This window comes from Pseudomonas sp. Pseusp16, from assembly GCF_047324915.1.
GTDB classification, from domain to species: Bacteria; Pseudomonadota; Gammaproteobacteria; order Pseudomonadales; family Pseudomonadaceae; genus Aquipseudomonas; species Aquipseudomonas fluorescens_CD.
On the sequence record NZ_CP168522.1, the window covers coordinates 3,453,347 to 3,480,247 of the forward strand.

28 protein-coding genes are annotated in these 26,901 nt (G+C 60.9%); 13 read left to right on the forward strand and 15 right to left on the reverse strand.

The genetic code is table 11. From position 1 onward, the window contains the following. Positions 1–12: 12 nt before the first annotated feature. The 6 genes from flgJ to ACEN8Q_RS15710 form a co-directional block, all read right to left on the reverse strand. The gene (gene flgJ / locus ACEN8Q_RS15685) at positions 13–1,299 is read right to left on the reverse strand and encodes a flagellar assembly peptidoglycan hydrolase FlgJ (protein ID WP_413705446.1); all 1,287 of its coding nucleotides are present in this window, start codon (positions 1,297–1,299) and stop codon (positions 13–15) included. 11 nt (positions 1,300–1,310) lie between these two features. Then, positions 1,311–2,420: a flagellar basal body P-ring protein FlgI gene (locus tag ACEN8Q_RS15690; protein WP_413425179.1), complete on the reverse strand. Its 1,110-nt coding sequence runs from the start codon at positions 2,418–2,420 to the stop codon at positions 1,311–1,313. Positions 2,421–2,438: 18 nt separating this feature from the next. Beyond that, the gene (gene flgH / locus ACEN8Q_RS15695) at positions 2,439–3,134 is read right to left on the reverse strand and encodes a flagellar basal body L-ring protein FlgH (protein WP_413425097.1); all 696 of its coding nucleotides are present in this window, start codon (positions 3,132–3,134) and stop codon (positions 2,439–2,441) included. A 52-nt stretch (positions 3,135–3,186) separates the two neighbouring features. Then, complete coding sequence (gene flgG / locus ACEN8Q_RS15700; protein WP_015096282.1) at positions 3,187–3,972, reverse strand: flagellar basal-body rod protein FlgG; 786 nt, start codon at positions 3,970–3,972, stop codon at positions 3,187–3,189. A gap of 45 nt (positions 3,973–4,017) precedes the next feature. Then, positions 4,018–4,758, reverse strand: a complete 741-nt coding sequence (locus ACEN8Q_RS15705; RefSeq protein WP_008021361.1) for a flagellar basal body rod protein FlgF — start codon at positions 4,756–4,758, stop codon at positions 4,018–4,020. Between the two features lie 325 nt (positions 4,759–5,083). After that, positions 5,084–6,643, reverse strand: coding sequence for a sigma-54-dependent transcriptional regulator (locus ACEN8Q_RS15710; protein ID WP_057398327.1), 1,560 nt, complete (start codon positions 6,641–6,643; stop codon positions 5,084–5,086). 394 nt (positions 6,644–7,037) lie between these two features. On the opposite strand from ACEN8Q_RS15710, the gene phhA reads away from it, so the two are divergent. The 6 genes from phhA (at position 7,038) to ACEN8Q_RS15740 (ending at position 11,429) form a co-directional block, all read left to right on the forward strand. After that, a complete protein-coding gene (gene phhA, locus ACEN8Q_RS15715) occupies positions 7,038–7,823 on the forward strand; it encodes a phenylalanine 4-monooxygenase (protein WP_413425093.1) in 786 nt (261 codons plus the stop codon). 105 nt (positions 7,824–7,928) lie between these two features. Next, on the forward strand, positions 7,929–8,285 hold the full coding sequence (locus tag ACEN8Q_RS15720; RefSeq protein ID WP_007975310.1) for a 4a-hydroxytetrahydrobiopterin dehydratase: 357 nt from the start codon (positions 7,929–7,931) through the stop codon (positions 8,283–8,285). Further along, positions 8,285–9,478 (forward strand): amino acid aminotransferase, encoded by a 1,194-nt coding sequence (locus ACEN8Q_RS15725; RefSeq protein WP_413705447.1) that lies wholly within the window; start codon positions 8,285–8,287, stop codon positions 9,476–9,478. The genes ACEN8Q_RS15720 and ACEN8Q_RS15725 overlap by 1 nt, the downstream gene beginning before the upstream one ends. A gap of 263 nt (positions 9,479–9,741) precedes the next feature. After that, positions 9,742–9,873: a hypothetical protein gene (locus ACEN8Q_RS15730; protein ID WP_008021369.1), complete on the forward strand. Its 132-nt coding sequence runs from the start codon at positions 9,742–9,744 to the stop codon at positions 9,871–9,873. A 71-nt stretch (positions 9,874–9,944) separates the two neighbouring features. Next, entirely contained in the window at positions 9,945–10,130 is a 186-nt protein-coding gene (locus ACEN8Q_RS15735) for a hypothetical protein (RefSeq protein ID WP_413427323.1), read from the forward strand. 99 nt (positions 10,131–10,229) lie between these two features. Then, positions 10,230–11,429: an MFS transporter gene (locus ACEN8Q_RS15740; protein ID WP_413427322.1), complete on the forward strand. Its 1,200-nt coding sequence runs from the start codon at positions 10,230–10,232 to the stop codon at positions 11,427–11,429. Here the strand turns inward: ACEN8Q_RS15740 and arfB are convergent. The 7 genes from arfB to ACEN8Q_RS15775 form a co-directional block, all read right to left on the reverse strand. Continuing rightward, positions 11,426–11,839 carry an alternative ribosome rescue aminoacyl-tRNA hydrolase ArfB gene (gene arfB / locus ACEN8Q_RS15745; RefSeq protein WP_008021374.1) on the reverse strand — a complete coding sequence of 138 codons (414 nt, stop codon included), beginning with the start codon at positions 11,837–11,839 and terminating at the stop codon, positions 11,426–11,428. The genes ACEN8Q_RS15740 and arfB overlap by 4 nt on opposite strands. Before the next feature lie 227 nt (positions 11,840–12,066). Continuing rightward, on the reverse strand, positions 12,067–13,488 hold the full coding sequence (locus ACEN8Q_RS15750; protein WP_413427321.1) for an amino acid permease: 1,422 nt from the start codon (positions 13,486–13,488) through the stop codon (positions 12,067–12,069). Positions 13,489–14,266: 778 nt separating this feature from the next. Beyond that, complete coding sequence (gene rluB, locus ACEN8Q_RS15755) at positions 14,267–15,478, reverse strand: 23S rRNA pseudouridine(2605) synthase RluB (protein ID WP_413427320.1); 1,212 nt, start codon at positions 15,476–15,478, stop codon at positions 14,267–14,269. A 295-nt stretch (positions 15,479–15,773) separates the two neighbouring features. Next, a complete protein-coding gene (gene scpB / locus ACEN8Q_RS15760) occupies positions 15,774–16,769 on the reverse strand; it encodes an SMC-Scp complex subunit ScpB (RefSeq protein ID WP_413705448.1) in 996 nt (331 codons plus the stop codon). A gap of 11 nt (positions 16,770–16,780) precedes the next feature. Continuing rightward, positions 16,781–17,539, reverse strand: coding sequence for a segregation and condensation protein A (locus tag ACEN8Q_RS15765; protein ID WP_172435389.1), 759 nt, complete (start codon positions 17,537–17,539; stop codon positions 16,781–16,783). Between the two features lie 60 nt (positions 17,540–17,599). Then, the gene (locus ACEN8Q_RS15770; protein WP_033047950.1) at positions 17,600–18,229 is read right to left on the reverse strand and encodes an L-threonylcarbamoyladenylate synthase; all 630 of its coding nucleotides are present in this window, start codon (positions 18,227–18,229) and stop codon (positions 17,600–17,602) included. 13 nt (positions 18,230–18,242) lie between these two features. Continuing rightward, positions 18,243–19,106, reverse strand: a complete 864-nt coding sequence (locus tag ACEN8Q_RS15775) for a PHP domain-containing protein (RefSeq protein WP_413705449.1) — start codon at positions 19,104–19,106, stop codon at positions 18,243–18,245. A gap of 87 nt (positions 19,107–19,193) precedes the next feature. Between ACEN8Q_RS15775 and ACEN8Q_RS15780 the strand changes: the two genes are divergently transcribed. From ACEN8Q_RS15780 to ACEN8Q_RS15805, 6 genes are all read left to right on the forward strand, one after another. Beyond that, the gene (locus ACEN8Q_RS15780) at positions 19,194–19,790 is read left to right on the forward strand and encodes a septation protein A (RefSeq protein ID WP_413427317.1); all 597 of its coding nucleotides are present in this window, start codon (positions 19,194–19,196) and stop codon (positions 19,788–19,790) included. Position 19,791: 1 nt separating this feature from the next. Then, complete coding sequence (locus tag ACEN8Q_RS15785; protein WP_008021382.1) at positions 19,792–20,091, forward strand: YciI family protein; 300 nt, start codon at positions 19,792–19,794, stop codon at positions 20,089–20,091. A gap of 122 nt (positions 20,092–20,213) precedes the next feature. Continuing rightward, positions 20,214–20,627, forward strand: coding sequence for a translation initiation factor 2 (locus ACEN8Q_RS15790; protein ID WP_085719071.1), 414 nt, complete (start codon positions 20,214–20,216; stop codon positions 20,625–20,627). Between the two features lie 7 nt (positions 20,628–20,634). Further along, the gene (locus ACEN8Q_RS15795; protein ID WP_413705450.1) at positions 20,635–21,312 is read left to right on the forward strand and encodes a response regulator transcription factor; all 678 of its coding nucleotides are present in this window, start codon (positions 20,635–20,637) and stop codon (positions 21,310–21,312) included. Positions 21,313–21,547: 235 nt separating this feature from the next. Next, positions 21,548–21,997, forward strand: coding sequence for a Spy/CpxP family protein refolding chaperone (locus tag ACEN8Q_RS15800; RefSeq protein ID WP_085719073.1), 450 nt, complete (start codon positions 21,548–21,550; stop codon positions 21,995–21,997). 175 nt (positions 21,998–22,172) lie between these two features. Further along, positions 22,173–23,516 (forward strand): sensor histidine kinase, encoded by a 1,344-nt coding sequence (locus ACEN8Q_RS15805; RefSeq protein WP_413705451.1) that lies wholly within the window; start codon positions 22,173–22,175, stop codon positions 23,514–23,516. Positions 23,517–23,626: 110 nt separating this feature from the next. On the opposite strand, the gene ACEN8Q_RS15810 is transcribed toward ACEN8Q_RS15805, so the two are convergent. Then, on the reverse strand, positions 23,627–24,193 hold the full coding sequence (locus tag ACEN8Q_RS15810; RefSeq protein WP_413427313.1) for an NAD(P)H nitroreductase: 567 nt from the start codon (positions 24,191–24,193) through the stop codon (positions 23,627–23,629). Between the two features lie 121 nt (positions 24,194–24,314). On the opposite strand from ACEN8Q_RS15810, the gene ACEN8Q_RS15815 reads away from it, so the two are divergent. Next, entirely contained in the window at positions 24,315–25,769 is a 1,455-nt protein-coding gene (locus ACEN8Q_RS15815; RefSeq protein WP_413427312.1) for a TrkH family potassium uptake protein, read from the forward strand. On the opposite strand, the gene ACEN8Q_RS15820 is transcribed toward ACEN8Q_RS15815, so the two are convergent. Further along, positions 25,726–26,787 (reverse strand): AraC family transcriptional regulator, encoded by a 1,062-nt coding sequence (locus ACEN8Q_RS15820; protein WP_413427311.1) that lies wholly within the window; start codon positions 26,785–26,787, stop codon positions 25,726–25,728. The genes ACEN8Q_RS15815 and ACEN8Q_RS15820 overlap by 44 nt on opposite strands. Positions 26,788–26,901 lie beyond the last annotated feature (114 nt).

The following is a 26,901-nucleotide window of genomic DNA, read 5'->3' on the forward strand; positions in this document are numbered from 1 at the left end:
TATACCTTGTGCCTATAAAGGCGTGGTGGAAACGCCCGCCGCAGCGTAGTTCTGGTAACTCGTCATCTGCTTGGCTATCTGCGAAATCTTGCTTGCGTAGTCCGGGTCGGTTGCGTAACCGGCCTTCTGCAACTCGCGTACAAACTGTTCTGGGTTATCGGCCGACTTCACGACATCTTGATAGCGATTGTTGGTCTGCAGCAAAGTCACGAGGTCATGGAAACTGTCCTTGTAGGAGTCGTAGGAACGGAACTCGGCCGTCTCCTTGACCATCTGCCCGTTTCTGAATTCGCTGGTGATCGCCCGCGCCGAATTACCCTGCCAGCTGTTGCCGGCCTTGATGCCGAACAGGTTGTGGCTGCTGCTGCCATCCTGCTGGCGCATGACCGACTTGCCCCAACCGGTTTCCAGGGCCGCCTGCGCTACCAGGTAACGTGGGTCGACACCGATCCGGGCCGCCGCTTCCCTGGCCATCGGCAACATGGTGTTGACGAAATCGTCGGCGGAGCTGAAGGCTTTCTTCGGCGGCGCCAGAGGAATCTGCGCCATGGCGCGACCGTAAATCTGCATGCCCCCAGAGGAGGATTGTTGCGCGTTCGCCAGCCAGTCGCCGTTGTACAGCGGCCCCGAGCCGGTGGCCGTTGTGCGCTCCGGCAATTGCGTTTTGTTGACCGTCGCAGCTGTGGTCGTCGCCGAAGGCACCAGCCCGGCCAACAGACGATCAGCCAGCTTCGGCGGCAATGCCAGGCGTCGCTGATTGATCAGCGCCATGTCATTGCGATGACCACCCTCACCCGCCTCCTGCGGCGCATGCACCGATCGCGAAGCCCACAATGGACGCTGACCGTTGATCCGCGACAGCGGGCCATTGATCGCCACCGTGCCTGCCGCTACTGGCGTTTGAACGGCTGCTTTCGCGGCCTCCTGTTTGGCCAGCGACGCAGCGGCGGCTTCACCCGGCGCCAGCGGTTTGTTCTTCGACATCTGGCGCATCAGCACGTCCGCCAGGCCGATACCACCACCCTCGCGAGACATGGAAACGGCCAATTGCTGGTCGTACATTTCCTGGTACTGCTTGGCCGCCGGGGTGTTGAGCGGATTGTCCTGACCCAGCGCTTCAGTGGCCGAGCGCATCGACTTGAGCATTTCCCCGAGGAACAGCGATTCGAACTCCTGCGCCACCTTGCGCAGGTTGCCGTCGCTGTTCTTGTCGCCGACCTTGAGCTGATTCAGACGATTGAGGTCCGAATAGGAGCCCGAGTCGCTGCTGCTGACCAGACCGCTCTTGCGCATATCCACGATGGCCGTCCTCAGATCACGATCAGGTCGGCTTGCAGGGCGCCGGCCTGCTTCAACGCTTCAAGAATGGCCATCAAGTCACCTGGTGCCGCACCGACCTGATTCACCGCCCGCACGATCTCGTCGAGGGTGGTGCCAGGGCCGAACTTGAACATCGGCTTGGCTTCCTGCTGGGCATTGACCTTCGAACGCGGCACGACCGCCGTCGTGCCATTGGACAGAGGGCCGGGCTGGCTGACGATCGGGTCTTCGGTGATGGTCACGGTCAGGCTGCCGTGAGTCACGGCGGCCGGGGAAACCTTGACGTTCTGACCGATCACGATGGTGCCGGTACGGGAATTGATGATGACTTTCGCCACCGCCTGGCCCGGATCGATCTCAAGGTTTTCCAGGATCGACAGGTAGTCGACCCGCTGGCTCGGATCGAGCGGCGCGGTGACGCGAATCGAACCGCCGTCGATGGCCTGGGCCACGCCTGGGCCGAGCATGTCGTTGATCTTGTCGACGATGCGCTTGGCGGTGGTGAAGTCGGAACGATTGAGGTTCAGCGTCAGGCTGTTGCCCTGGTTGAAACCACTCGGCACCGCGCGCTCCACCGACGCACCACCGGGGATGCGTCCGGCCGACGGAACGTTGACGGTAATCTTCGAGCCATCTCGTCCTTCCGCATCGAAACCACCGACCACCAGGTTGCCCTGGGCCACCGCATAGACGTTGCCGTCGATACCTTTGAGTGGCGTCAGCAGCAAGGTGCCGCCGCGCAGACTCTTGGAGTTGCCGATGGACGAAACGGTGATGTCGACCTGCTGCCCCGGCTTGGCGAACGCCGGCAGATCGGCACTGATCGACACCGCCGCGACGTTCTTCAACTGCACGTTGCCCGAGCCCGGCGGCACCTTGATGCCGAACTGCGAGAGCATGTTGTTGAAGGTCTGCAGGGTGAACGGGGTTTGCGTCGTCTGGTCGCCGGTGCCGTTAAGCCCGACCACCAGGCCGTAGCCGATCAACTGGTTGGAACGCACGCCGGAAATGCTGGCGATGTCCTTCAGGCGCTCGGCTTGAGCATCGAAGGCCACGGACAGCAACAGGGCGCCCACCATAAGGTGTTTGAAGTTCAACATGCTCAACTGGAAAGCCACCTAGAAAGGGAACAGCGGGCTGAGGAAGAAACGGTCGAACCAGCCTGGCTGACTCGCATCGGCAAACGAACCGGTGCCCGAGTAGGTGATGCGCGCATCGGCGACACGGGTCGACGACACGGTGTTGTCGGTAGCGATGTCATCGGCGCGAACGAGACCTGCAATCCGTACCAGTTCGTCGCCGGTATTGAGGGTCATCCACTTCTCACCGCGCACCGCGATGATGCCGTTGGGCAACACATCGGCTACGGTTACGGTGATCGAGCCGGTCAGGGTGTTGCCCTGGGCCGCCTTGCTGTCACCCTTGGTGGCGCGGTCGCCTTCGTAGCTGGCGCTCAGGCTCAGATCGCCATCGCCGAACGGGTTGTTGGTGTTGGGCGTAGAACCGAACAGCGAGGTCAGGCCGATGCCGGTCTTGCTGTTCTTGGCCACCTGCGAGTTGGCGTTTTTACTGGCCTGGGTCCTTTCGTTCAGGGTGATGGTGATGATGTCACCGATCCGGAACGCCTTGCGGTCGCTGTAGAGGTTCTGTTCGAAACCGGCCTGATAGATCGAGCCGTTGTTCGCCGCCGCCGGCAACGGCGTGCGCGGCAACACCGGAGCGTAGTAAGGGTCATTGGGCTTGGGCGTCGCAGGAACGCAACCTGCGAGCGCGGCGATCCCACTCAGTGCCAGAACAGATACATAGCGATTCATGACCCTACCTCACGGTGTAGCAGGCAGCCTCAGGGCCGCCACATAGACTTGATTACAGATTCTGCGTTACGAACGAGAGCATCTGGTCGGCGGTGGAGATCACCTTGGAGTTCATCTCGTAGGCGCGCTGGGTGGTGATCATGTTGACCATCTCCTCAACGGTGCTGACGTTGGACGTTTCCAGGGTGTTCTGCAGTGTGGTGCCGAAACCGTTCAGGCCCGGTGTGCCGACTTGCGGCGCGCCACTGGCAGCGGTTTCCAGGAACAGGTTGTTGCCCACTGCCTGCAGGCCGGCCGGGTTGATGAAGTCGGCGGTTTGCAGGTTGCCGATCACCTGGGCAGCCGGGTTGCCGGCAATGGTGATGGACACGGTGCCGTCGCGGCCGACCGTGAAGGTCTGCGCGTCGTTCGGAATGACAATGGCCGGCTCCAGGGCAAAGCCACTGGCGTTCACGATCTGGCCGTTGGAGTCCAGGTGGAACGTACCGTCACGGGTGTAGGACGTAGTGCCGTCCGGTTGCAGGATCTGGAAGAAACCGCGACCGTCGATGGCCATGTCCAGTGGCTGCTCGGTGGTTTGCAGGCTGCCGGCGGTGAAGTTTTTCTGGGTGCCGACGATGCGCACACCGGTACCCAGTTGCAGGCCCGACGGCAGTTCGCTGTCCTGGGTCGACTGGGCGCCTGGTTGACGCTTGATCTGGTAGAGCAAGTCCTGGAACTCGGCGCGGTCACGTTTGAAACCCGTGGTCGACACGTTCGCCAGGTTGTTGGAAATGGTGGTCAGGTTGGTGTCCTGGGCGGACAGACCTGTTTTGGCAACCCATAGAGCCGGAAGCATTCGATTCTCCTCGTGCGCCTGTTTTACGGCGCGACGTTCTGATAATTAGCTGATCTGCAAGACCCGAGCCATGGCCTGGTCATCGTCTTTGGCGGTGTTCATCATCTTGATGTGCAGCTCGAACTGCTTGGACAAGGCCAGTACCGAGGTCATCTCTTCCACGGCATTGACGTTGCTCGACTCGAGGAACCCGGACACCAGCTTGACGCCGGCATCAGCCTGCGCCGGCTTGCCGTCCTTGGTGTGGATCGAACCATCCAGGCCCTTGGTCATGTTCTTGAGGTCCGGGTTGACCAGCTTGATGCGGTCGACCTCAGCCATCACCCGGGGACCTTCGCCCATTGCGCGGATGCTGATGGTGCCGTCTTCACCGACTTCGATCTGCTGCTCCGGCGGCACGGCAATCGGCCCGCCATTGCCCATGACCGGCATGCCGTTGCCGGCGCGCAACACGCCCAGGGCGTCAACGTTCAGGCTGCCGGTGCGCACGTAGCTTTCAGCGCCATCGGGGTTCTGCACGGCAATCCAGCCATTGCCTTGCACGGCAACGTCGAGGTCGCGGCCGGTTTCCACCAGCGAGCCCGGGGAGAAATCGGTGGCTGGGCGTTCGGACATGGCAAACGCACGCGCCGGAAAGCTGTCACCGAACACCGGCATCGAACGGGCCTGCTCCAGGTCTTTCTGGAAGCCGTTGGTGGAGATGTTCGCGAGGTTGTTGGCATGAGCCTTTTGCGCCAGTGCATTCTGGCTGGCGCCGGTCATTGCCACATAAAGGTACTTGTCCACACTCTTTCCTCTGCCTGCCGGACGTTTGCCGTCCACTGCTGTACTGCTGAGCCATAAGCAATTTGCAGACCAACTTGTTTTTGGCGGCGCGAGGCCCGGCAAACAAAGGACTTGAAGGGATCAGAGGGGATTGGTGATTTGTATCGGAGACGAAAAACCGGCGGTGTCATGCCGGTGGGTGGCAAGACTTGACCTGGTGCCAGCAGTGCCGGCCTCTTCGCGAGCAAGCCCGCTCCCACAGGGAGAACGCCGTCCAAATGTGGGAGCGGGCTTGCTCCGGGCGGCGATCCGACGAAGAGGCCGGCAATTACGCCGCAGATTTCAGTCAAGACTCGGTCTTGCCCACCTCATACTCGCGCAACTTGTTGGCAATGGTGGTATGTGAAACCCCCAGGCGCTTGCCCAGTTGCCGACTGCTAGGATGCTCGGAATACAACCGCTCCAGCACGGCTTTCTCGAAACGCCCGACGATCTCGTCCAGCCCGCCTTCCAGCGAAAAATCGCCAAGCGGCTGACGCACGCCATAATCCGGCAGACGAATATGCTCGGCCTTGACCGTGCCGCCGTCGCACAGGGAAACCGCCTGGAACAGCACATTCTCCAGTTGCCGCACGTTACCCGGCCAATGGTAGTGACTGAGCCGCTCCATGGCCGCCGGGGCGAGTTTGGGTAGCGAACAGCCGATCTGCCGACTGGCCTGATCGAGGAAGTGCTCCACCAGCGGCGTCAAGCCGTCGAGGCATTCGCGCAACGGCGGGATGTGCAGCGACAACACATTCAAGCGGTGATAGAGGTCCTGGCGGAACTCGCCGCGAGCACACAATTCGGACAAGTCGACCTGGGTCGCGCAGATCACTCGCACGTCGAGGTAGACCTCTTCATCGCTGCCCACACGACGGAAGCAACCGTCCTGCAAGAAGCGCAGCAATTTCACCTGCAAGCGCGGACTCATTTCCCCAACGCCATCGAGAAACAGCGTACCGCCCGCCGTCAGCTCCAGCAGCCCGAGCTTGCCTTCGGCCCGCGCCCCTTCAAAGGCACCAGGGCCATAACCGAACAGTTCAGTCTCGGCCATGGACTCCGGCAGACCGGCACAATTGAGCGCCATCAACGGCGACTGCCCGCGAGGACTGGCCAGATGGCAGGCTCGCGCCAGCAATTCTTTACCGGTACCGGTTTCCCCTTCGATCAAAAGCGGCGCATCCAGCGGCGCCATGCGCCGCGCTTCGCGCACTACCGCGGCCATCACTTTCGAGCTCTGAAAGATGCTGTCGAAGCCGCGCAGCTCCTGCTTGCGCACGTTATAGATGCGCTCGCCCACCCGGTCGGCGCGGTGCAGCGTCAGCACCGCACCAGCCATGGCCTCACTGTCGTCGTGCTCCGATTGCAATGGCGCGATGTCGGCCAGAAACACATCACCCTTGACCTTGACCCGCAGCCCGTTGATCCGCGACTTGTTGGCGCGCACCAGTTCCGGCAAATCGAAATCCTCGGCGTACCGCGACAGGGGAATACCCGGCACCTCGTCGACCCGCACTCCGAGCAACTGCGCCGCTGCCCGGTTGGCCGCGACGATGGAACCGCCCATGTCGATCGACAGCACCGGAAACTCCAGCGCACCGAGCAGTGCATTGAGCTCCATGTGCCGACGCTCGCTGGGCATCAGGCCTACACGCTTGACGCCAAAGACCCCGGCAATCGCTTCGAATTTCGGACGCAAGGCCTGGAACTGAATGTTGATCAGGTTCGGGCAATGCAGGTAGATGGCATTGCCATGCTCACCGCCCACCTCACCGCGGGCCACGTTGATCCCGTACTCCACCAACAGATTGAGAATGTCGCGCAGGATGCCTATGCGGTTCTGGCAGTGGACTTTGATACGCATATAAAAGGCCCGAAAATGCAGTGAGTGAGGTTGAGGTCCTGTGGGAGCGGGCTTGCTCGCGAAGGCGGTCTGTCTGATACATCAATGTTGACTATGCCGACGCTTTCGCGAGCAAGCCCGCTCCCACAGGGGTATTGCAGTGCGCGTTCGATCGCATTTTTCTTTCGAGGCACCCAGATAGTCGTCAAGATTATGTGACAGGCAAAGCGTTTTTCAAACCGGGAAATCTCAATGGCTGCGCGATCGCGACAAATTCGTAACGAAAATTTTACGTTTATCGAGGAGTTTTCCTGTGCACGACGCCCGACACCTGCTGCAACGCTGCAATTCATGGGGTATTCCTAGGTCTATAGCAGCACATAACAAGAACGAATCCCCCTAGCAGGAGAGCAGCATGAAGCAGACGCAATACGTGGCTCGCGAGCCCGATGCGCAAGGTTTTATCGACTACCCCGCCGAAGAACACGCGGTGTGGAACACGCTGATCACTCGTCAACTGAAAGTGATCGAAGGGCGTGCGTGCCAGGAATACCTGGACGGTATCGAAAAACTCGGTCTGCCCCACGACCGCATTCCTCAACTCGGCGAAATCAACAAGGTCCTCGGTGAAACTACCGGTTGGCAGGTTGCCCGGGTTCCGGCACTGATTCCCTTCCAGACCTTTTTCGAATTGCTGGCCAGCAAGCAGTTTCCAGTGGCGACCTTTATTCGCACTCGCGAAGAACTGGACTACCTGCAAGAGCCGGACATTTTCCACGAGATCTTTGGCCACTGCCCGTTGCTGACCAACCCCTGGTTCGCTGAATTCACCCACACCTACGGCAAGCTCGGCCTCAAGGCGACCAAGGAAGAGCGCGTGTACCTGGCGCGCCTGTACTGGATGACCATCGAATTCGGTCTGCTCGACACCCCGCAAGGCCAGCGCATCTACGGCGGCGGCATTCTGTCTTCGCCGAAGGAAACCGTTTACTGCCTGTCGAACGAGCCTGAACATCAAGCCTTCGACCCGCTGGAATGCATGCGCACGCCGTACCGCATCGACATCCTGCAACCCCTGTATTTCGTTCTGCCGAACCTCAAGCGCCTGTTCGACCTGGCCCACGAAGACATCATGGGCATGGTCAAGCAAGCGATGCAGATGGGTCTGCACACCCCGAAATTTCCGCCAAAGGCTGCGTGAACCGCGACTTTTGCTGACAAGTGAGTCTGTCAGTCACCGTCGCTTTGGTTTAGCGTGACGGAACTGTCGACCGATATAAAAACACTCGATTTCAGGAACCACACCATGTCCACTTTGAACCAAGCCCATTGCGAAGCCTGCCGCGCCGACGCCCCACAAGTCAGCGATGAAGAACTGCCGATCCTGATCAAGCAGATCCCGGACTGGAACATCGAAGTACGCGACAGCATCATGCAGCTGGAAAAGGTCTTCCTGTTCAAGAACTTCAAACATGCCCTGGCCTTCACCAACGCCGTCGGTGAAATCTCCGAAGCCGAAGGCCATCACCCGGGCCTGCTGACCGAGTGGGGCAAAGTGACCGTGACCTGGTGGAGCCACTCGATCAAGGGCCTGCACCGCAACGACTTCATCATGGCCGCGCGCACTGACGAAGTAGCGAAGGACGCTGAGGGGCGCAAATAATGCATTTCGACGCCATCGGTCGAGTACCTGGCGACCCGATCCTCGGCCTGATGGAGGCCTACGCGCAGGACCCGAACCCGCGCAAGTTCGATTTGGGCGTGGGCGTCTATAAAGACGCCCAGGGCCTGACGCCGATTCTTGAATCGGTGAAGCTTGCCGAGCAACGCCTGGTTGAGCGTCAATCCACCAAGACCTACATCGGTGGCCACGGCGAGCCTGCGTTCGGCAAGGCCATCAATGAACTGGTGCTGGGCGCCGATTCGAAACTGATCAGCGCACAACGCGCCGGCGCCACCCAGACGCCCGGCGGCACTGGTGCGCTACGCCTGAGCGCGGACTTCATCGCCCAATGCCTGCCAGGCCGCGGTGTGTGGTTGAGCAACCCGACCTGGCCGATCCACGAAAGCATTTTCGCGGCCGCCAAGGTCAAGGTCAGCCACTACCCCTACGTCGGCAGTGACAACCGTCTCGACGTCGAAGGCATGCTGGCAGCGCTCAATGAAGCACCCAAGGGTGACGTGGTCTTGCTGCACGCCTGTTGCCACAATCCGACCGGTTTCGACCTGTCCCACGACGACTGGCATCGGGTGCTGGAGGTAGTACGCAAGCGCGAATTGCTGCCACTGATCGACTTCGCGTACCAAGGATTCGGCGATGGCCTGGAACAGGATGCCTGGTCGACCCGGCTGTTCGCCGCCGAGTTGCCGGAACTGCTGATCACCAGTTCCTGCTCGAAGAACTTCGGCCTGTACCGCGACCGCACCGGCGCGCTGATTGTCTGCGCGAAAACCGCCGACAAGCTCACCGACATCCGCAGCCAGCTGGCCAATATCGCCCGCAACCTATGGTCGACGCCGCCGGATCACGGTGCGGCCGTGGTCGCGACCATCCTCGGCGACCCGGAGCTGAAAAACCTCTGGGCTGACGAAGTGGAAGGCATGCGCCTGCGCATCGCCCAACTGCGCAGCGGTCTGGTGGAGGCGCTGGAGCCTCACGGTTTGCGCGAGCGCTTTGCGCACATTGGCGTGCAACGCGGGATGTTCTCCTACACCGGCCTGTCGCCGGATCAGGTCAGGCAACTGCGCGAGCACCACAGCGTGTACATGGTCAACTCCGGCCGGGCCAACGTCGCAGGCATTGATGCCACGCGCCTGGATTTGCTGGCCGAAGCAATTGCCAAGGTCTGCAAATAATCCTGCCCCCTTCCTGTAGGAGCGAGCTAGCTCGCGATGGACGCCAGAACACCGCGGGGTGTCAAGCACCCCTGCGTTATCGTTGACGTTTTTCGCGAGCAAGCTCGCTCCTACAGTTGTTTCAACCTGTCTATACAATCCCATCCGTCGAAACAAATGGATATAAAAGTCTGTTTGTCATTTTTAGTGCTGTATCCTGCCAAGGCTTTTTTTAAAGCGCGGATCTACCAGATCTATCAACAGACTTAGCGAGGAGCGCAACCATGCACGAGATTCCCAATCTCCCCTTCCCAAGCCTGCACGTACCTGAGCAGACGCCCACGCAGCAAGCCGGAGCCCGACAGCCCGAGCCGAAAGAAGCCACTGACCGCCGCCAGGCTGACAGCGAAGACTGAAACACCCGCGGTACAGACCGTGTGGAAAGCGCTAACATGCGCTTTCCACACTGCCTGAAACGAGCCTGACCATGACCGATGATTTCAGCGAAGCGCAAGCCAGCGTCCTGATCGGCACTGCCGAGAAAATGATCGAGATCTGGAATCGCCTCTCCCCCGAAAAACAAGCCGCTTTGCTCGCCCGCTTCGGCAGCGAAGAAAATGCGCTGGCCGCCCTGGTCACCACGCAACTGGTCGCTCCCGTCAAACCCGAATGACACCTCCGGGCAAATAGTTTTACTTTTTCATAACCTGCGACCGTCCACACCGCTATCATAAGCAGCCTATCTATCCTGCTTTACCGTGGACCTTTACCCATGCCTGAAAACCAGCGCCCCCTGGCGGTCACGCTGCAAGTTGTTTCCATCGTCCTTTTCACCTTCATCGGCTACCTGAACATCGGCATCCCCCTGGCCGTGTTGCCCGGTTACGTCCACAGCGACCTGGGCTTCGGCGCGGTGATCGCGGGCCTGGTGATCAGCGTGCAATACCTGGCCACCCTGCTCAGCCGCCCCCATGCCGGGAAGATCATCGACAACAAGGGCAGCAAACTGGCAGTGATGTATGGCCTGGCCGGTTGCGGCTTGAGCGGCGTGTTCATGCTGATCTCGGCCTGGACCCAGAGCCTGCCGACCTTGAGCCTGATCAGCCTGTTGATCGGACGCCTGGTTCTCGGCAGCGCGGAGAGCCTGGTAGGCTCGGGCTCGATTGGCTGGGGTATCGGCCGGGTCGGTGCAGCGAACACCGCCAAAGTCATCTCCTGGAACGGTATCGCCAGCTACGGCGCACTGGCCGTCGGCGCGCCCTTGGGCGTGTTGATCGTCCATCGACTGGGCTTGTGGAGCATGGGGGTGAGTATTATGTTGCTGGCCGTGCTCGGCCTGCTGCTGGCCTGGCCGAAAACCGCCGCGCCTATCGTTGCCGGTGAGCGCCTGCCGTTCATGCACGTGCTCGGGCGGGTCTTCCCCCACGGCTGTGGCCTGGCCCTGGGCTCCATCGGTTTCGGCACCATCGCCACCTTCATCACCCTGTATTACGCCACGCAACACTGGGATAACGCCGTGCTGTGCCTGAGCCTGTTCGGTGCCAGTTTCATCGGCGCGCGCTTGCTGTTCGGCAACCTGATCAACCGCCTCGGCGGCTTTCGCGTCGCCATTGCCTGCCTGTCAGTGGAAACCCTGGGATTGCTGTTGCTGTGGCTGGCACCGGATGCGCATTGGGCGCTGGCGGGTGCGGCACTGAGCGGCTTCGGCTTTTCGCTGGTGTTTCCGGCGCTGGGGGTGGAAGCGGTCAACCTGGTACCGGCCTCCAGCCGTGGCGCAGCCGTTGGCGCCTATTCGCTGTTCATCGACCTGTCACTGGGGATCACCGGACCGGTCGCTGGCGCCATTGCCGCCGGGTTCGGTTTCGCTTCGATCTTCCTGTTCGCCGCCCTTGCTGCGGTGAGCGGATTGACGCTGAGCGTTTACCTGTACCGACAGGCACCGAAGCAACGCGAGGCGCGGGACGCCCGTTAGAAGTCGACCTTGCCGCGCCCGGCCTTGATGTTGCCGCGCTTGCTCTTGGATTCGAGGCGACGGGTCTTCGAGCCGAGGGTCGGCTTGGTCGGACGGCGCTTCTTCTCGACCTTGGTGGCACTGAGGATCAACTCGGTCAGCCGCAACAGCGCATCGGCGCGGTTCTGCTCCTGCGTCCGGTACTGCTGGGCCTTGATGATCAGCACACCGTCACTGGTGATGCGGCTGTCGCGCAGTGCCAGCAGCCGCTCCTTGTAGAACTCGGGCAAGGACGACGCCGGAATGTCGAAGCGCAGGTGCACGGCACTGGAGACCTTGTTTACGTTCTGCCCACCCGCCCCTTGCGCGCGAATGGCCGTCAACTCGATCTCTGCATCCGGCAGATGCACGTTGTTGGAAATGACCAGCATGGAAAAGCGTCCGTATTCAGAGTGTGCAGGATAAGGCATGCGAGGAAAAAATGTGGGAGCGGGCTTGCTCCGGGCGGCGTTCCGACGAATGCGTCAGGTCAGCCAACAAAGATGTCGACTGACACGCCCTTTTCGCGAGCAAGCCCGCTCCCACAAAGGGATTTATGTGGGCCATGAAAACAACAAACCCGGCACATGGCCGGGTTTGTTGTTACTGCGCTCTGCGTTTACTTCACCGAAGCACTGGCAGACTGCATTACATGTTGCGCACTGCGCTTGTTCTTGATGCCGTAGCAGCCCCACATGAACACGAGCCACACCGGAATCGCGTACACCGATTGATTGATCCCGGGAATCAACAGCATCACGCCAAGGATGAACACCACGAACGCCAGGCAGATGAAGTTGCCGTACGGATACCACAAGGCCTTGAACAGCGGCGTCTGCCGGGTCTTGTTCATGTGCTGGCGGAACTTGAAGTGCGAGAAGCTGATCATCGCCCAGTTGATCACCAGGGTGGCCACCACCAGCGACATCAACAGTTCCAGCGCGTTTTGCGGCATCAGGTAGTTCAGCAGTACTGCGATCAGGGTCACGGCCGCCGAGGCCAGGATCGAACGCACCGGCACGCCACGCTTGTCGATCTTCGCCAGGCCCTTCGGCGCATCGCCCTGCTCGGCCATGCCCAGCAGCATGCGGCTGTTGCAATAGGTGCCGCTGTTGTACACCGACAGGGCAGCGGTCAGGACCACGAAGTTGAGGATGTGCGCAGCGGTGTTGCTGCCCAGCATCGAGAACACCTGCACGAACGGACTGCCGCTGTAGGAATCACCGGAGGCGTTCAGGGTGGTCAGCAGGCTGTCCCACGGGGTCAACGACAACAGGATAACCAGTGCACCGATGTAGAAAATCAGGATCCGGTAGATCACCTGGTTGATGGCTTTCGGGATCACGGTTTTCGGCTTGTCGGCTTCGGCTGCGGTGAAACCGAGCATTTCCAGGCCGCCGAAGGAAAACATGATGAAAGCCATGGCCATTACCAGGCCGCTGATGCCGTTCGGGAAGAAGCCGCCATGGGACCACAGGTTGCTTACCGCTGCTTGCGGGCCGCCATTACCGCTGACCAGCAGGTAGCTGCCCAGGGCAATCATGCCGACGATTGCCACGACCTTGATGATCGCAAACCAGAACTCGGCTTCTCCGAACACCTTGACGTTGGCCAGGTTGATCGCATTGATCAGCACGAAGAAGGCGGCGGCAGACACCCAGGTCGGGATGTCCGGTGCCCAGTAGTGGATGTACTTGCCGACAGCCGTCAGCTCGGACATGCCTACCAGAATGTACAGAATCCAGCAGTTCCAGCCCGACAGGAAGCCGGCAAAGCCGCCCCAGTAGGTGTGCGCGAAATGGCTGAAGGAGCCGGCCACCGGGTCTTCGACGATCATTTCGCCCAGTTGGCGCATGATCAGGAACGCAATGAAGCCGCAGATGGCGTAGCCGAGGATCATCGACGGGCCGGCGGATTTCAGTACCCCGGCCGAGCCGAGGAACAAGCCGGTACCGATCGCGCCACCGAGGGCGATCAATTGAATGTGGCGATTTTTCAGGCCGCGTTTCAGCTCGCCTGATTGCGGGTGTTGTCCACTCATGAAAAGGGTCTCACGCAAGGTTTGATGATGTTCAGTAGACGTTGCTGCTCAGGAAATCCGTTAAGCGGCACCGATCAAACCCCAGCGCAAGCACCAGGAGTTCAGCGTATTTACAACGGTCATGCGTCACCTGTTTGTTTTTATCTGCGACGAAATCGAACCCGACACGCTCGTGACGCGGCGGAGTGAACAAGGCGGATAGCCTTGAGGTTTGCGCTGATGCGCAGGAGGTCACAGGTAAAACGCGGCGCATTGTACACCTGTAACCCCCTGCTGCCAGACCCGCTGGACAAGCGCGTCTATGGCCGGGATTGCCTGTGTCCGCCCCGAGAGGTTCGGGCGGCTGCAAAAAATGGGTCAGACCCTTGCGGATCATCGACGGGAAAGGCAGGAATACCGCCTCTCGCAGAGAGATGGAAACGGATTGCGGCGTTCATTGCGCCTCCTTTTTGTTATGCACCTGCACGACAGGCATGGCGCGCATAACACCCTGCATGGAGCGGTGAAACAAGCGGGCTAGACGGAGGGAAGGAGGAAGGAAGGCGCCGATGTGTAAGCGCTTTCTTACGGAATCCAGAGAGTGGCGAATCCACGGGGTTAATCTGTGGATTTCGTCATGTTTTCTTTACAACGCGTAATTCTGGCTTTCCACTTCGGACATTGCGGTGCTGCGACTTGCTCGCGAAGGCGGCCTCAAAAACGACACAGACATAAAGCCAGACAAAAAAAAAACGCCAACCCGAAGGTTGGCGTTTTTCACTTGCAGCTTACCGCTGCCTCACTCCGGCTTACGCCGACCAAAGCCCGGACGCTGGCCGGAACCGGCCGGTGCGCCACGGCGCTTGCCCGATGGCGTGTCACCGTCGACCAGCTTGATCCCCGGACGCTTCGGCGCAGGCTTGGCCGGGCGCTTGGTGTCGACCGGACGATCGGCTACCGGCGTACCACGACCTTCACCACGCTCAGTACGGCCATTGGCCGGACGTGGCGTGCGTGGACCGCGTTCGCCGTCCTGACGCGCCGCTGGCTTGCGCCCTGGACGCTCGCCTTCGATCTGCGGCTCGCGGTTTTCACGCGGGGCTGCAGGTCCACCATTCGCTGGACGCAGGGTGCGTACACGTTCGGTCCTGGCCATCGGCCGCGACGACTTGCGTTGCATCCGGTCGAGCTTGTCCTTGCTCTTGGCGTTCAGTTGCGGCATGGCCACCGGGGTCAGGCCGACTTCCGCGCTGAGGACGTCGACTTCGTACTGGCTCATCTCGCGCCAGCGGCCCATCGGCAGGTCAGAGTTGAGGAACACCGGACCGAAACGCACGCGCTTCAGACGGCTGACCACCAGGCCCTGGGATTCCCACAGGCGACGTACTTCGCGGTTACGACCTTCCATCACCACGCAGTGGTACCAGTGGTTGAAACCTTCGCCGCCCGGTGCCTGCTGGATGTCGGTGAAACGCGCCGGACCGTCTTCGAGGACAACACCGGCCTTCAGGCGCTCGATCATCTCGTCATCGACTTCACCGCGTACACGCACGGCGTACTCGCGATCCATCTCGTAGGACGGGTGCATCAGGCGGTTGGCCAACTCACCGTCGGTGGTGAACATCAGCAAACCGGTGGTGTTGATGTCGAGACGGCCGATGTTGATCCAGCGGCCCTCTTTCGGACGCGGCAGCTTGTCGAACACGGTTGGGCGGCCTTCCGGGTCGACACGGGTGCAGATCTCACCGTCGGGCTTGTTGTACATGATCACGCGGCGGACCGATTCGGCGGCCTCTTCGCGCTTGATCACCTTGCCATCGATGGTGATGGCGTCGTGCATGTCGACGCGCTGGCCAAGGGTGGCGTCTTTGCCGTTGACCTTGATCCGGCCATGGCTGATCCAGGCTTCCACGTCACGGCGCGAGCCGACGCCGATACGGGCGAGGACTTTCTGCAGTTTTTCGCCTGCTGGGCCGATTGGCTGGTCGTCTTGCTGGTCTTTGATACTCATCTGGGCACCTCCCGGTGTGGTCTGAAAACTGGGTACTTTGGCGAAGGGATCGCCGAAGGGTCGCGAATCATACGCGCATGAGGGCGTTTGCGCATCAGAGACTAGCTGATCAAAGCAAGGTTATTTGTTTTTCCGCCGGCCGGTGGCCCGCAGTTTTGCGGTGAACGCAATTCCCCTGTGGGAGCGGGCTTGCTCGCGAATGCGTCAGGTCAGCCAACAAAGATGTCGACTGACACGCCCTCTTCGCGAGCAAGCCCGCTCCCACAATGGACCTCCACACTTCTCAAGAATCGCATCAGTCCTCGAATTGGCGCCGTTCTGCTTCGATGGCTTCCGCCAGGGCCTGGGCTTCGGCCTCTTCGTCCGACAGCTGCGGCTCGGGTTTCGGCTGTTCGAGGGCTGCCACGGCGGCCAGGAGTTTTTCCCGGGCTTCGGCAACGCCGAGGATGTCGTCTTCCGGCTCCGGCTCCGGCTCTACTTCAGGCTGCGGCTCGACTTCAGGCTCCGGCTCGATCTGCACAACGTCGGATTCCGGTTCATTCGTCTCCGGTGCCAAATCGGTGGGGAACTCGGCGCCATCACGCAGCAAGTCGTCGAAGTCGGTCTTGAGCCCCTCCTCCATGCTGTCCAGCTCCAGCAACAGCGTGTGGAAACTGGTTTCTTCCTTCGGTTCTTCCGGCTCGGCGCTGGCGTCGGCCAACTCTTGCAGACCGGCGGGTACGGGGGCGTCGTCGAAATCGAGCACCGGATCCGGCTCCAGCTCGCGCAGTTCCGCCAGCGGCGGCAGGTCGTCGAGGTTTTTCAGGTTGAAGTGATCGAGGAATGCCTTGGTGGTGGCAAACATCGCCGGTTTGCCGGGTACGTCACGGTGGCCGACGATGCGGATCCACTCGCGTTCCATCAGGGTCTTGACGATATTGCTGTTGACCGCCACGCCCCGCACGTCTTCGATTTCGCCCCGGGTGATCGGCTGGCGATAGGCGATCAGGGCCATGGTTTCCAGCATGGCACGGGAGTAGCGCTGCGGGCGCTCTTCCCACAGACGCCCGACCCACGGCGCAAACTTCTCGCGAATTTGCAGACGATAACCCGAAGCCACTTCCTTCAGTTCAAAAGCGCGGCCATCACAGGACTTCGCCAGAATCGTCAGGGCCTTCTTGAAGACCGGCGGCTCGGGGCGCTCGCCTTCTTCGAAGAGTTCGAACAGGCTTTCCAGAGATTGCGGCTTTCCCGAGGCCAACAGAAAGGCTTCAAGCAATGGCGCCAGCTCGCGGGGTTCAGTCAGATTCATGATTCAACTCGTTATTCGGCTCGGGCTCGCACGTGGATCGCGGCAAATGGCTCATTTTGCACCAGCTCGACCAGGGATTCCTTGACCAGTTCAAGGATCGCCATAAAGGTCACCACCACGCCCAAGCGCCCTTCTTCGGCGGTGAACAGCTCGACAAACGGCACGAAACCGCCGCCCTTGAGGCGTTCCAGCACATCGCTCATGCGTTCGCGGGTCGACAGTGCCTCGCGGCTGACCTGATGGCTTTCGAACATGTCGCCACGGCGCAACACCTCGGCCATGGACAACAGCAACTCGGACAAGCGCACGTCCGGCAGCAGCTTGCGTGCCCGGGCTTCCGGGGCGTCTAGCTTGGGCACGACGACATCACGACCGACGCGACTCAGGCCATCGATACCTTCGGCGGCAGCCTTGAAACGCTCGTACTCCTGCAAGCGACGGATCAGCTCGGCGCGCGGGTCTTCCTCTTCGTCTTCGACGGTTTCGGCCCGTGGCAACAGCATCCGCGACTTGATCTCGGCCAGCATCGCGGCCATCACCAGGTACTCGGCGGCCAGTTCGAGGCGCACCGACTGCATCAACTCGACATAGCCCATGTACTGGCGAGTGATTTCCGCCACCGGGATGTCGAGGATATTGATGTTCTGTTTGCGGATCAGGTACAGCAGCAGGTCGAGCGGGCCTTCGAACGCCTCCAGGAAGACCTCGAGGGCATCCGGCGGGATGTACAGGTCCAGCGGCATTTCCATGACCGCCTGGCCATAGACCATGGCGAAGGGCAGTTCCTGCTGGGCTCCGGCCTGACTGTCGACGGGTTCTACTGCGGACATCTAGGCCTCGACCATGAACGGCGCAGGGTCGCCGCAACCAACGCGAATGACTTCCGGCTCGCCGTCGGCGAGGTTGATCACGGTGGACGCCTTGATCCCGCCGAAACCACCGTCGATGATCAGATCGACCTGGTGTTCGAGCAGTTGGCGCATTTCATGGGGATCATACATGGGGTCGGTTTCACCGGGCATGATCAGACTCACGCTCATCAATGGCTCGCCGAGCTGTTCCAGCAGTGCCAGGGCAATCGGATGGCTTGGCACCCGCAGGCCGATGGTGCGCTTTTTCGGGTGCAGCAACAGTCGCGGTACTTCGCGGGTGGCGTTGAGAATGAACGTGTACGGCCCCGGCAAGTGGGCCTTGAGCAAGCGGAAAGTGCCGGTATCGATCTTGGCGAACAGCCCCAGCTGCGACAGGTCGCAGCAAATCAGCGCGAAGTTGTGCTTTTCATCCAGCCCGCGCAGACGTCGCACGCGCTCCACAGCCACTTTGTCGCCGATCTGGCAACCAATGGCGTAGGAAGAGTCTGTGGGATAAATCACCACCCCGCCCTTGCGGATGATCTCGACCGCCTGTTTGATCAGGCGCGCTTGCGGGTTTTCCGGATGAATCTGGAAAAATTGACTCACATTCTCTACCTGTTCAGACGGCGGCAATAACTGGGTCATGTTTGAATCGACACCATAGCGGTGGCAGATCCTCCGGGAGTGGCCGGTATTCACCGATTTCCGACCAGCCTCCGGGGCCATGAAAATCACTGCCGGCACTGACCAGCAGACCGAATTCGCGGGCCAGAATGGCCAGGCTGCCCACTTGCTCGGCAGGCTGGTAACCATTGACCACTTCGATGGCGTGGCCCCCTGCTTGAATATAGTCGGCAATCAGGCGACGACGCTTGCTTCGGGTGAATTCGTAGTGCCAGGGGTGCGCCAGGCTGACCCAGGCCTTGGCCGCGCGCAGGGTTTCGACGGTTTCCTCCAGGGTCGGCCAGTGCTGCTTGACGTCGCCCAGCTTGCCGGCGCCCAGCCATTTGCGGAACGCCTCGGCGCGATCCTTGACGAAACCTTCACGCACCATCCAGTCGGCGAAATGCGGGCGGGCCGGCGCGTTACCGCTGTCGCCCAGTTCCTGCTGGATCTCGCGGGCGCCTTCCAGCGCCCCCGGCATGCCTTTCAATGCCAGTTTGCGGCTGATTTCCTCGGAGCGTAGCCAACGGCCATCATGCAATTTGGCGATCGCCTCGACCAACGGCGCGGCGTTCATGTCAAAACCGTAGCCCAGGACATGAATGGTCGCGCCGCCCCAGGTGCAGGACAATTCCACGCCATTGATCAGTTGCATCCCCAGCGCGGTAGCCGCGTGCCGGGCTTCGTCAAGGCCTTCAAGGGTGTCGTGATCGGTCAAGGCCAGGACTTGCACGCCCTTCTCGAACGCCCGCGCCACCAGAACCGCAGGCGCCAGGGCGCCATCGGAGGCCGTGCTATGGCAGTGCAAATCAACATTCACAGGGCTTTGTAACCTCAAATCAGCTGGCGCTATCGCGCGCCCATATGTTTGTTATTATGCCGCCACATCCTGCTTCTGGCTGCCACTGTGAAACAATTCATCGATTTCATCCCGCTCCTGCTGTTTTTCATCGTCTTCAAAACCGATCCACGGGTCGTCGACATCGCCGGCCATGAGTTCACTGTAGGCGGTATTTACAGCGCCACCGCGATGTTGATCGTCAGTTCCCTGGTGGTCTACGGCACGTTGTTCATCAAACAGCGCAAGCTGGAGAAGAGCCAGTGGCTGACCCTGATCGCCTGCCTGGTCTTCGGCAGCCTGACCCTGGCGTTTCACAGCGAGACGTTCCTGAAGTGGAAAGCTCCGGTGGTCAACTGGCTGTTCGCCCTGGCGTTCATTGGCAGTCACTTCGTCGGTGACAGCCTGCTGATCAAGCGCATCATGGGCCACGCGCTGACCTTGCCGGAGCCGGTCTGGACGCGCCTGAACATCGCCTGGATCGCCTTCTTCCTGTTTTGCGGCGCCGCCAACCTGTTTGTCGCGTTCACCTTCCAGAGCTACTGGGTCGACTTCAAGGTCTTCGGCAGCCTGGGCATGACTTTGCTGTTCCTGGTCGGCCAGGGCATCTACCTGTCCCGCCATCTGCACGATGCCGACACCACTACGCCAAAAACCGAGGACTGACATGCTTTACGCAATCATTGCCACAGACGTCGCCAACTCCCTGGAAGCCCGCCTGGCCGCACGGCCTGCGCACCTCGAGCGCCTGCAAGCGCTCAAGGGCGAAGGTCGCATCGTATTGGCCGGCCCGCACCCGGCCGTCGACAGCAATGATCCGGGCGCGGCGGGTTTCACCGGCAGCCTGATCGTTGCCGAATTCGACTCCCTGAGCGCCGCCCAGGCCTGGGCAGATGCTGATCCGTACATCGCCGCGGGCGTCTACGCCAACGTTCTGGTGAAGCCGTTCAAGCAAGTCCTGCCGTAACTTTCTTCTCGCTATGCCCCCACGCGATGAACCTTGTCGGTTCATCGTGTTCTCAATCGCTCATTATTCTCGTTTGCCGGCCGACAACCTGCCCAATACTCGTATTGGAATCAGGAGTCGCGATGCGCAAGGGTCCGTTGTGTCTGATGTTGGTCACGTTGTCGGTCGTGGCGCCCGCCCACGGTGAAGAAAACGCCGAGGGTGGAAACTCGACGCCGCTTTCCTTGAGCGCCGGCAGCCAGATCACCGAGTTGCAGCAACGCTTGAAAGAAAGCGAACGGCAACGGGAAGAATTGAGCAAACAACTGCAAACTGCCGATGGCGAACGCGAAAGCCCGCTGCTGGCCCGGTTGCGCCAGGAGAACCAGCGTTTGAAGCTGCAACTCAAGGAAGCCCAGGCCAGCAGTCCACTGCCGCACCTGCTGACCGACCAGCAACAATGGTTTGTCGTTGGCGCCGGGGTAGCGCTATTGGCTCTGCTCTGCGGTATCTTCGCCAGTGGAGCAAGTCGAAAACGTCGACAATGGCTAAATTGAGTGAGTCATGAGCGAGCTGTTACTGATTGATGATGACCAGGAGCTGTGTGAGCTCCTGAGCAGTTGGCTGAGCCAGGAAGGGTTTCACGTGCGTGCCTGTCACGACGGCCAGAGCGCACGCCGCGCGCTGGCCGAAACCGCCCCCGCAGCCGTGGTGCTGGATGTGATGTTGCCCGATGGCAGCGGGCTGGAACTGCTCAAGCAGTTGCGCAGCGATCACCCGGATTTGCCGGTGCTGATGCTTTCGGCACGGGGCGAGCCCCTGGACCGGATCCTCGGCCTGGAACTGGGCGCCGACGATTACCTGGCCAAGCCCTGCGATCCACGGGAACTGACCGCCCGCCTGCGCGCGGTCTTGCGTCGTAGCCACCCGGCAGCGGTGTCCAGCCAGATGGAACTGGGTGACCTGTGTTTCAGCCCGGTACGCGGGGTGGTCAGCATCGAAGAGCAGGAGTTCACCCTCACCGTTTCCGAAAGCCGCCTGCTCGAAGCCCTGCTCAAGCAGCCCGGCGAGCCCCTGGACAAACAGGAACTGGCGCAGATCGCCCTCGGCCGCAAGCTGACCCTGTATGACCGCAGCCTGGACATGCACGTCAGCAACCTGCGCAAGAAGATCGGCCCACACCCCGATGGCCGCCCGCGCATCGTCGCCCTGCGCAGCCGCGGGTACTACTACAGCCTGTAGGAGCGAGCTCGCTCGCGATGGAGTTCAACGATTACGCATACTGTCTGGAAAAAAGCGCTGACTGTGAGTCCATCGCGAGCGAGCTCGCTCCTACAGTCAGTCACCCGGACGTTTTGTCAGGATCGCTGAAAAGCGTCTTTACCCAAGCTTTACGCTCCGCTGACCGCCGCTGACCTTGATCTGCGTAATCTGTACTCATCCGGAACGTACCGGGAACGAGACAAGGAGATACACCATGCGCAAGACTCTTATCGCTCTGATGTTCGCTGCTGCCCTGCCGACCGTTGCCATGGCCATGCCCGAAGGCACAGGCCCGATGGACGGGCCGATGGACGGTTCGCGCCACGGCGGTCAGATGCACGGCATGCACGGCAAAGGCCCGTACAGTCAACTGGACCTGAGCCGCGAACAGCGCGAGCAGATCCGCAAGATCATGGGCGAGCAGATGCACGAGCGTAAGCAACTGGTCGAGAAGTACCTGGAGAAACTCTCGCCAGCCGACCAGAAAGCCATGAAAGACGAAATGGCCGCCAAGCACCAGAAAGCCGAAGCTGACGTGCGCGCCGTGCTGAAACCGGATCAACAGAAGAAATTTGACGAGATCCAGAAAAAACAGGCTGAACGTCGCGCCGAGTGGGCTGAGTTCAAAGCCTGGAAAGCGCAACAACCGCAAAAAGCGCAATAATGCGCTGACCCTGGACCCGACGGCTGAACACCGTTGGGTCTGACACCACACAATTCAATGTGGGAGCGGGCTTGCTCGCGAAGGCGGAGTATCAGTCACCATTGTTCTTGACTGACAAATCGCCTTCGCGAGCAAGCCCGCTCCTACAAGGGTTGCGCTCGTTTGAGGATTTTCCGTGCGTTCATTGTTCTGGCGTATCCTGGCCAGCTTCTGGCTGGCCATCGCTCTGGTTGCAGGGCTTTCCATCCTGCTCGGGCACATGCTCAACCAGGACGCATGGATTCTCAGCCGCCACCCGGGCCTCAACACGCTGGCCGAAGAGTGGACGCAAACCTACGAAAGCCAGGGCGAAGACGCCGCCCAGGACATTCTCCAGCAACGTAAACGCCAGTATCACATCGACGTTCAGGTGCTTAACGAAAGCGGCGATCCGGTCGTGCGCGGCACCTTCCCGAAACGTGCGGCAGCCTTTGAGGCGCGACAGAACAATGAAGACCGGCGCCTGCCATGGCGGCGTCTGACCGATGAGTTCACCAGCGAAAAAACCGGCGACACCTACCTGTTCATCTACCGCATCCCACACCCGGAACTGGACGCCTGGCACCGCGAGAGCCTGCTCTGGCCACTCAGCGCACTGGGGATCGCCCTGGTGGTGCTGACCCTGTTCAGCCTGCTGGTGACCTTTTCCATCACCCGCCCGCTCAGCCGCCTGCGCGGAGCGGTGCATGACCTTGGACAGACCGCTTATCAACAGAACAGCCTGGTCAAACTGTCCAGCCGTCGCGACGAGTTTGGCGTGCTGGCCAACGACTTCAACCGCATGGGCGCGCGTCTGCAAAGCCTGATTGGCAGTCAGCGGCAATTGCTGCGGGATGTGTCCCACGAACTGCGTTCGCCCCTCGCCCGCCTGCGTATCGCGCTGGCGCTGGCCGAACGGGCCACCCCGCAAGAACGGGAACAGCTCTGGCCGCGCCTGACCCGCGAGTGCGACCGACTGGAGGCGCTGATCAGCGAAATCCTGGTACTGGCCCGGGTCGACTCCGATAACGCCAGTGCGGAAGAGGTGGATCTGAATGCCTTGCTCAATACCCTGCAAAAGGATGCGCAACTCGGTTCACCCGAGCAACTTGTCCACCTCGAAGCCGAGTCGCAACTGAATCTGAAGGGCTGGCCGACCATGATCGAGCGGGCCGTCGACAATTTGCTGCGCAATGCCCAGCGCTTCAATCCGGCGGGAGGCCTGCCGATCGAAATGCAGGCATTGCGCCAGGGTGAGCGGATCGTCGTGACTGTGCGCGACCACGGGCCTGGGGTCAGTGCCGAACATTTGAGCCAGCTCGGTGAGCCGTTCTATCGGGCACCGGGGCAGACAGCGGCCGGACACGGCCTGGGCCTGGCCATCGCCCGCCGCGCGGCGGAGCGACATGGGGGTAGCCTGGTGCTGGCCAATCACCCGGAGGGCGGGTTCATTGCCAGCCTGGAATTGCCTCTCGTCCCAGGCGCAGTTGTCCAACCCTGAAACCTGTGGGAGCGGGCTTGCCCGCGAAGAGGGAGTGTCAGTCGACATCAACATTGACTGATCCACCGCTTTCGCGAGCAAGCCCGCTCCCACATTTTTGCCCGGGGTGTTCAGGCTTTACCTGGCCAGGCACTGACGAACTCGGCCAGGTCGACTTTCTCGGCCACGCGCGGTTCTTTCTGCGGGGTGCCCAGATACAGGAAAGCAATCACCTCTTCCCCCTCCGCCAGGCCCAACCCCTTGGCCACATGCGGCGAGTAAGCCAGGTCACCGGTACGCCACACCGCTCCAATGCCCTGTGCATACGCCGCCAGCAAAATCCCGTGGGCCGCACAGCCCGCCGCCAGCAACTGCTCGGACTTCGGATACTTGACGTGATCCTGCAACCGCGCAATCACCACCACCACCAGCGGTGCTCGTAACGGACCATTGCGCGCCTTGTCGATGGCCGCTTCGCTGACTTCGCTGTCCGAAAGCTTCGCCGCTTCGGCCAGCAACTCACCCATTTGCTCGCGCGCCGCGCCTTCCACCGTCAGGAAACGCCAAGGCTGCAAATGACCGTGGTCCGGCGCGCGCATGGCGGCGCCGAACAGCACTTCGCGCTGCTCGGCAGTGGGTGCCGGGTCAATCAGTCGTGGAACGGAAACACGGTTGAGCAAAGCGTCGAGAGCCTGCATCGGCCACCTCCTGGAAAATTTGTGCGGCTATTCTAGCTGCAACTGCCGCAGCAGTGCCGGTTTACATGCCCCGCCCCGCGGGTAGAATGGCGCCCTTTCCCCTATCAGCCGAGCGGACCTCATGGCGTTGCCGACCTTACGGATCATTGGTTTCATCATCGGCATCTTCCTGATCACGCTGGCGATCTCCATGGTCGTCCCCATGGCCACGCTGGTCATTTTCGACCACACCGGCGATCTGCCGTCGTTCCTCTGGGCCAGCATGATCACCTTTGTCGCCGGCTTGGCCCTGGTGATTCCCGGTCGCCCGGAACACATTCACCTGCGTCCCCGGGATATGTACCTGCTGACCGTCAGCAGTTGGCTGGTGGTGTGCATCTTCGCCGCGCTGCCGTTCCTGCTGACCCAGCACATCAGTTACACCGACTCGTTTTTTGAAAGCATGTCCGGCATCACCGCCACCGGTTCGACCGTGCTCAATGGCCTGGACAACATGTCGCCCGGCATCCTGATGTGGCGCTCGTTGCTGCACTGGATCGGCGGCATCGGCTTCATCGGCATGGCGGTGGCGATTCTGCCGTTGCTGCGCATCGGCGGCATGCGGCTGTTCCAGACTGAATCCTCGGATCGCTCGGAAAAGGTCATGCCGCGCTCCCACATGGTGGCGCGCCTGATCGTGGCGGCCTACGTCGGCATTACCATTCTCGGCAGCCTGGCATTCTGGTGGGCCGGAATGAGCCCATTCGATGCGATCAACCATGCGATGTCGGCGATTTCCACCGGCGGTTTCTCGACGTCTGACCAGTCTTTGGCCAAGTGGACGCAACCGGCGGTGCACTGGGTGGCGATCGTCATCATGATTCTCGGCAGCCTGCCGTTCACCCTCTACGTGGCGACGCTACGCGGCAACCGCCGGGCGTTGATCAAGGACGAGCAAGTGCAGGGTCTTCTCGGCATGTTGCTGGTGACCTGGCTGGTGCTCGGCACCTGGTACTGGTGGACCACCAAGCTGCATTGGCTGGAGGCACTGCGGCATGTGGCGCTGAACGTGACGTCGGTCGTGACGACGACAGGTTTTGCACTCGGGGATTACAGCCTTTGGGGCAATTTCTCGCTGATGCTGTTCTTCTATCTGGGGTTTGTCGGCGGTTGCTCCGGCTCGACCGCGGGCGGTATCAAGATTTTCCGCTTCCAGGTGGCCTACATCCTGCTCAAGGCCAACCTTAACCAGCTGATTCACCCTCGGGCGGTGATCAAGCAGAAATACAACGGTCACCGCCTCGACGAAGAAATCGTGCGTTCGATCCTGACCTTTTCGTTCTTCTTTGCAATCACCATCTGCGTAATTGCGCTGCTGCTGTCGCTGCTCGGCGTGGACTGGATGACCGCCCTCACCGGCGCGGCCAGTACCGTGTCCGGTGTCGGCCCGGGACTCGGCGAGACCATTGGCCCGGCGGGCAATTTCGCCACCCTGCCGGATGCCGCCAAGTGGATTCTCTCGTTCGGCATGCTGCTGGGCCGACTGGAGATCATTACGGTGTTTGTGCTGTGCATTCCGGCATTCTGGCGTCATTGACCGCTTCAGATGTTTGCAGCAGCCGTATCCGGTACTCGCCGGGAGTGGCAGCGAACCAGCGGCGGAAAGCGCGGAAGAAGTTGCTCGGATCGGCGAACCCCAGCAAGTAGGCAATTTCCAGCAAGGTCATGCTCGGTTGCGCCAGGTACTGCTCGGCCAGTTCGCGCCGAGTGTCGTCGAGCAACGCCTGAAAACTCGTGCCCTCCTCCTGCAAGCGCCGCTGCAAGGTGCGCTGGGAAAGGTGCAGCGCCTGGGCCACGGTGTCGCGCTTGGGCTCGCCCTGGGGCAACAGGCGGCACAACACCTGCCGCGCCTTGTGGGTCACGCGGCTTTCGGAAAAGCGCGCCAGGTACTCGCCGGCAAAGCGGTCATGCAGCAATGCCATGGCTTCGTTGGCCGTCGGCAGCGGCGCTTCCATGTCCGCGCGTTCGAAAATCAACGCATCGTATGGCGCATTGAACACCAGCGGTGCATGGAAGGCTTGTTTATAGGGTTCCAGATCGACCGGCTCGGCGCCTTGCAACAACACTTTGCGTGGATGCAATGTACGCCCGGTCAACCAGCCGCACAGTGCCAAGGCACAGGCCATTGAAGCTTCGGCGCTTTGCCGGGTCGGCGGCAGATGGTCGCCATGTACCGTCAGAATCAGCGCGTAGCCTTCTTCCAGCAGCTTGAAACTCAGGTCGGCACTTTCGGCGATGATTCGCTGATAGCGCACCAGTCGCTGAAAGCCTTCGCCCAGGGTCTGGCTGGACATCAAGGCGTAACCCGCCACATGAAACTGCGCCGGTCGCACCACCTTGCCCATGTTCAGGCCGATGGCCGGGTTGCCGGACAGATCGACCGCGCGTTGCCACAGCCGTGTCATGGAATCCTGCGCAAAGCGTGCGTCCGGATCATCCAGTGCCGCGTAGTCGAGTCCCAGCTGTTTGAACAGAACCCGGCAATCCAGGCCGTCCATCTCCAGCGCTTTGACAATCCCCATCGCCCAGCTTGCAGAAGTCGTTCGTTCGCTCATGGCGTTTTCTTACATGGTGAGCCGCATGCTACGGCTATTGACCGAAGGATATTAAAGTGGCGCCTATTGTCACTGCCTGATGCCATTGATCACTCTAGACTCAAATATGCCACC

Excerpts from the sequence above, each read along its gene's own strand:
- ACEN8Q_RS15690 (WP_413425179.1), bottom strand. The coding sequence starts at position 2,420 with ATGTTGAACTTCAAACACCTTATGGTGGGCGCCCTGTTGCTGTCCGTG.
- flgH (WP_413425097.1), bottom strand. The coding sequence starts at position 3,134 with ATGAATCGCTATGTATCTGTTCTGGCACTGAGTGGGATCGCCGCGCTC.
- flgG (WP_015096282.1), bottom strand. The coding sequence starts at position 3,972 with ATGCTTCCGGCTCTATGGGTTGCCAAAACAGGTCTGTCCGCCCAGGAC.
- ACEN8Q_RS15710 (WP_057398327.1), bottom strand. The coding sequence starts at position 6,643 with ATGCGTATCAAAGTCCACTGCCAGAACCGCATAGGCATCCTGCGCGAC.
- phhA (WP_413425093.1), top strand. The coding sequence starts at position 7,038 with ATGAAGCAGACGCAATACGTGGCTCGCGAGCCCGATGCGCAAGGTTTT.
- ACEN8Q_RS15720 (WP_007975310.1), top strand. The coding sequence starts at position 7,929 with ATGTCCACTTTGAACCAAGCCCATTGCGAAGCCTGCCGCGCCGACGCC.
- ACEN8Q_RS15725 (WP_413705447.1), top strand. The coding sequence starts at position 8,285 with ATGCATTTCGACGCCATCGGTCGAGTACCTGGCGACCCGATCCTCGGC.
- ACEN8Q_RS15730 (WP_008021369.1), top strand. The coding sequence starts at position 9,742 with ATGCACGAGATTCCCAATCTCCCCTTCCCAAGCCTGCACGTACCTGAG.
- ACEN8Q_RS15735 (WP_413427323.1), top strand. The coding sequence starts at position 9,945 with ATGACCGATGATTTCAGCGAAGCGCAAGCCAGCGTCCTGATCGGCACT.
- ACEN8Q_RS15740 (WP_413427322.1), top strand. The coding sequence starts at position 10,230 with ATGCCTGAAAACCAGCGCCCCCTGGCGGTCACGCTGCAAGTTGTTTCC.
- arfB (WP_008021374.1), bottom strand. The coding sequence starts at position 11,839 with ATGCTGGTCATTTCCAACAACGTGCATCTGCCGGATGCAGAGATCGAG.
- ACEN8Q_RS15750 (WP_413427321.1), bottom strand. The coding sequence starts at position 13,488 with ATGAGTGGACAACACCCGCAATCAGGCGAGCTGAAACGCGGCCTGAAA.
- rluB (WP_413427320.1), bottom strand. The coding sequence starts at position 15,478 with ATGAGTATCAAAGACCAGCAAGACGACCAGCCAATCGGCCCAGCAGGC.
- scpB (WP_413705448.1), bottom strand. The coding sequence starts at position 16,769 with ATGAATCTGACTGAACCCCGCGAGCTGGCGCCATTGCTTGAAGCCTTT.
- ACEN8Q_RS15765 (WP_172435389.1), bottom strand. The coding sequence starts at position 17,539 with ATGGTCTATGGCCAGGCGGTCATGGAAATGCCGCTGGACCTGTACATC.
- ACEN8Q_RS15785 (WP_008021382.1), top strand. The coding sequence starts at position 19,792 with ATGCTTTACGCAATCATTGCCACAGACGTCGCCAACTCCCTGGAAGCC.
- ACEN8Q_RS15790 (WP_085719071.1), top strand. The coding sequence starts at position 20,214 with ATGCGCAAGGGTCCGTTGTGTCTGATGTTGGTCACGTTGTCGGTCGTG.
- ACEN8Q_RS15795 (WP_413705450.1), top strand. The coding sequence starts at position 20,635 with ATGAGCGAGCTGTTACTGATTGATGATGACCAGGAGCTGTGTGAGCTC.
- ACEN8Q_RS15800 (WP_085719073.1), top strand. The coding sequence starts at position 21,548 with ATGCGCAAGACTCTTATCGCTCTGATGTTCGCTGCTGCCCTGCCGACC.
- ACEN8Q_RS15810 (WP_413427313.1), bottom strand. The coding sequence starts at position 24,193 with ATGCAGGCTCTCGACGCTTTGCTCAACCGTGTTTCCGTTCCACGACTG.
- ACEN8Q_RS15815 (WP_413427312.1), top strand. The coding sequence starts at position 24,315 with ATGGCGTTGCCGACCTTACGGATCATTGGTTTCATCATCGGCATCTTC.
- ACEN8Q_RS15820 (WP_413427311.1), bottom strand. The coding sequence starts at position 26,787 with ATGAGCGAACGAACGACTTCTGCAAGCTGGGCGATGGGGATTGTCAAA.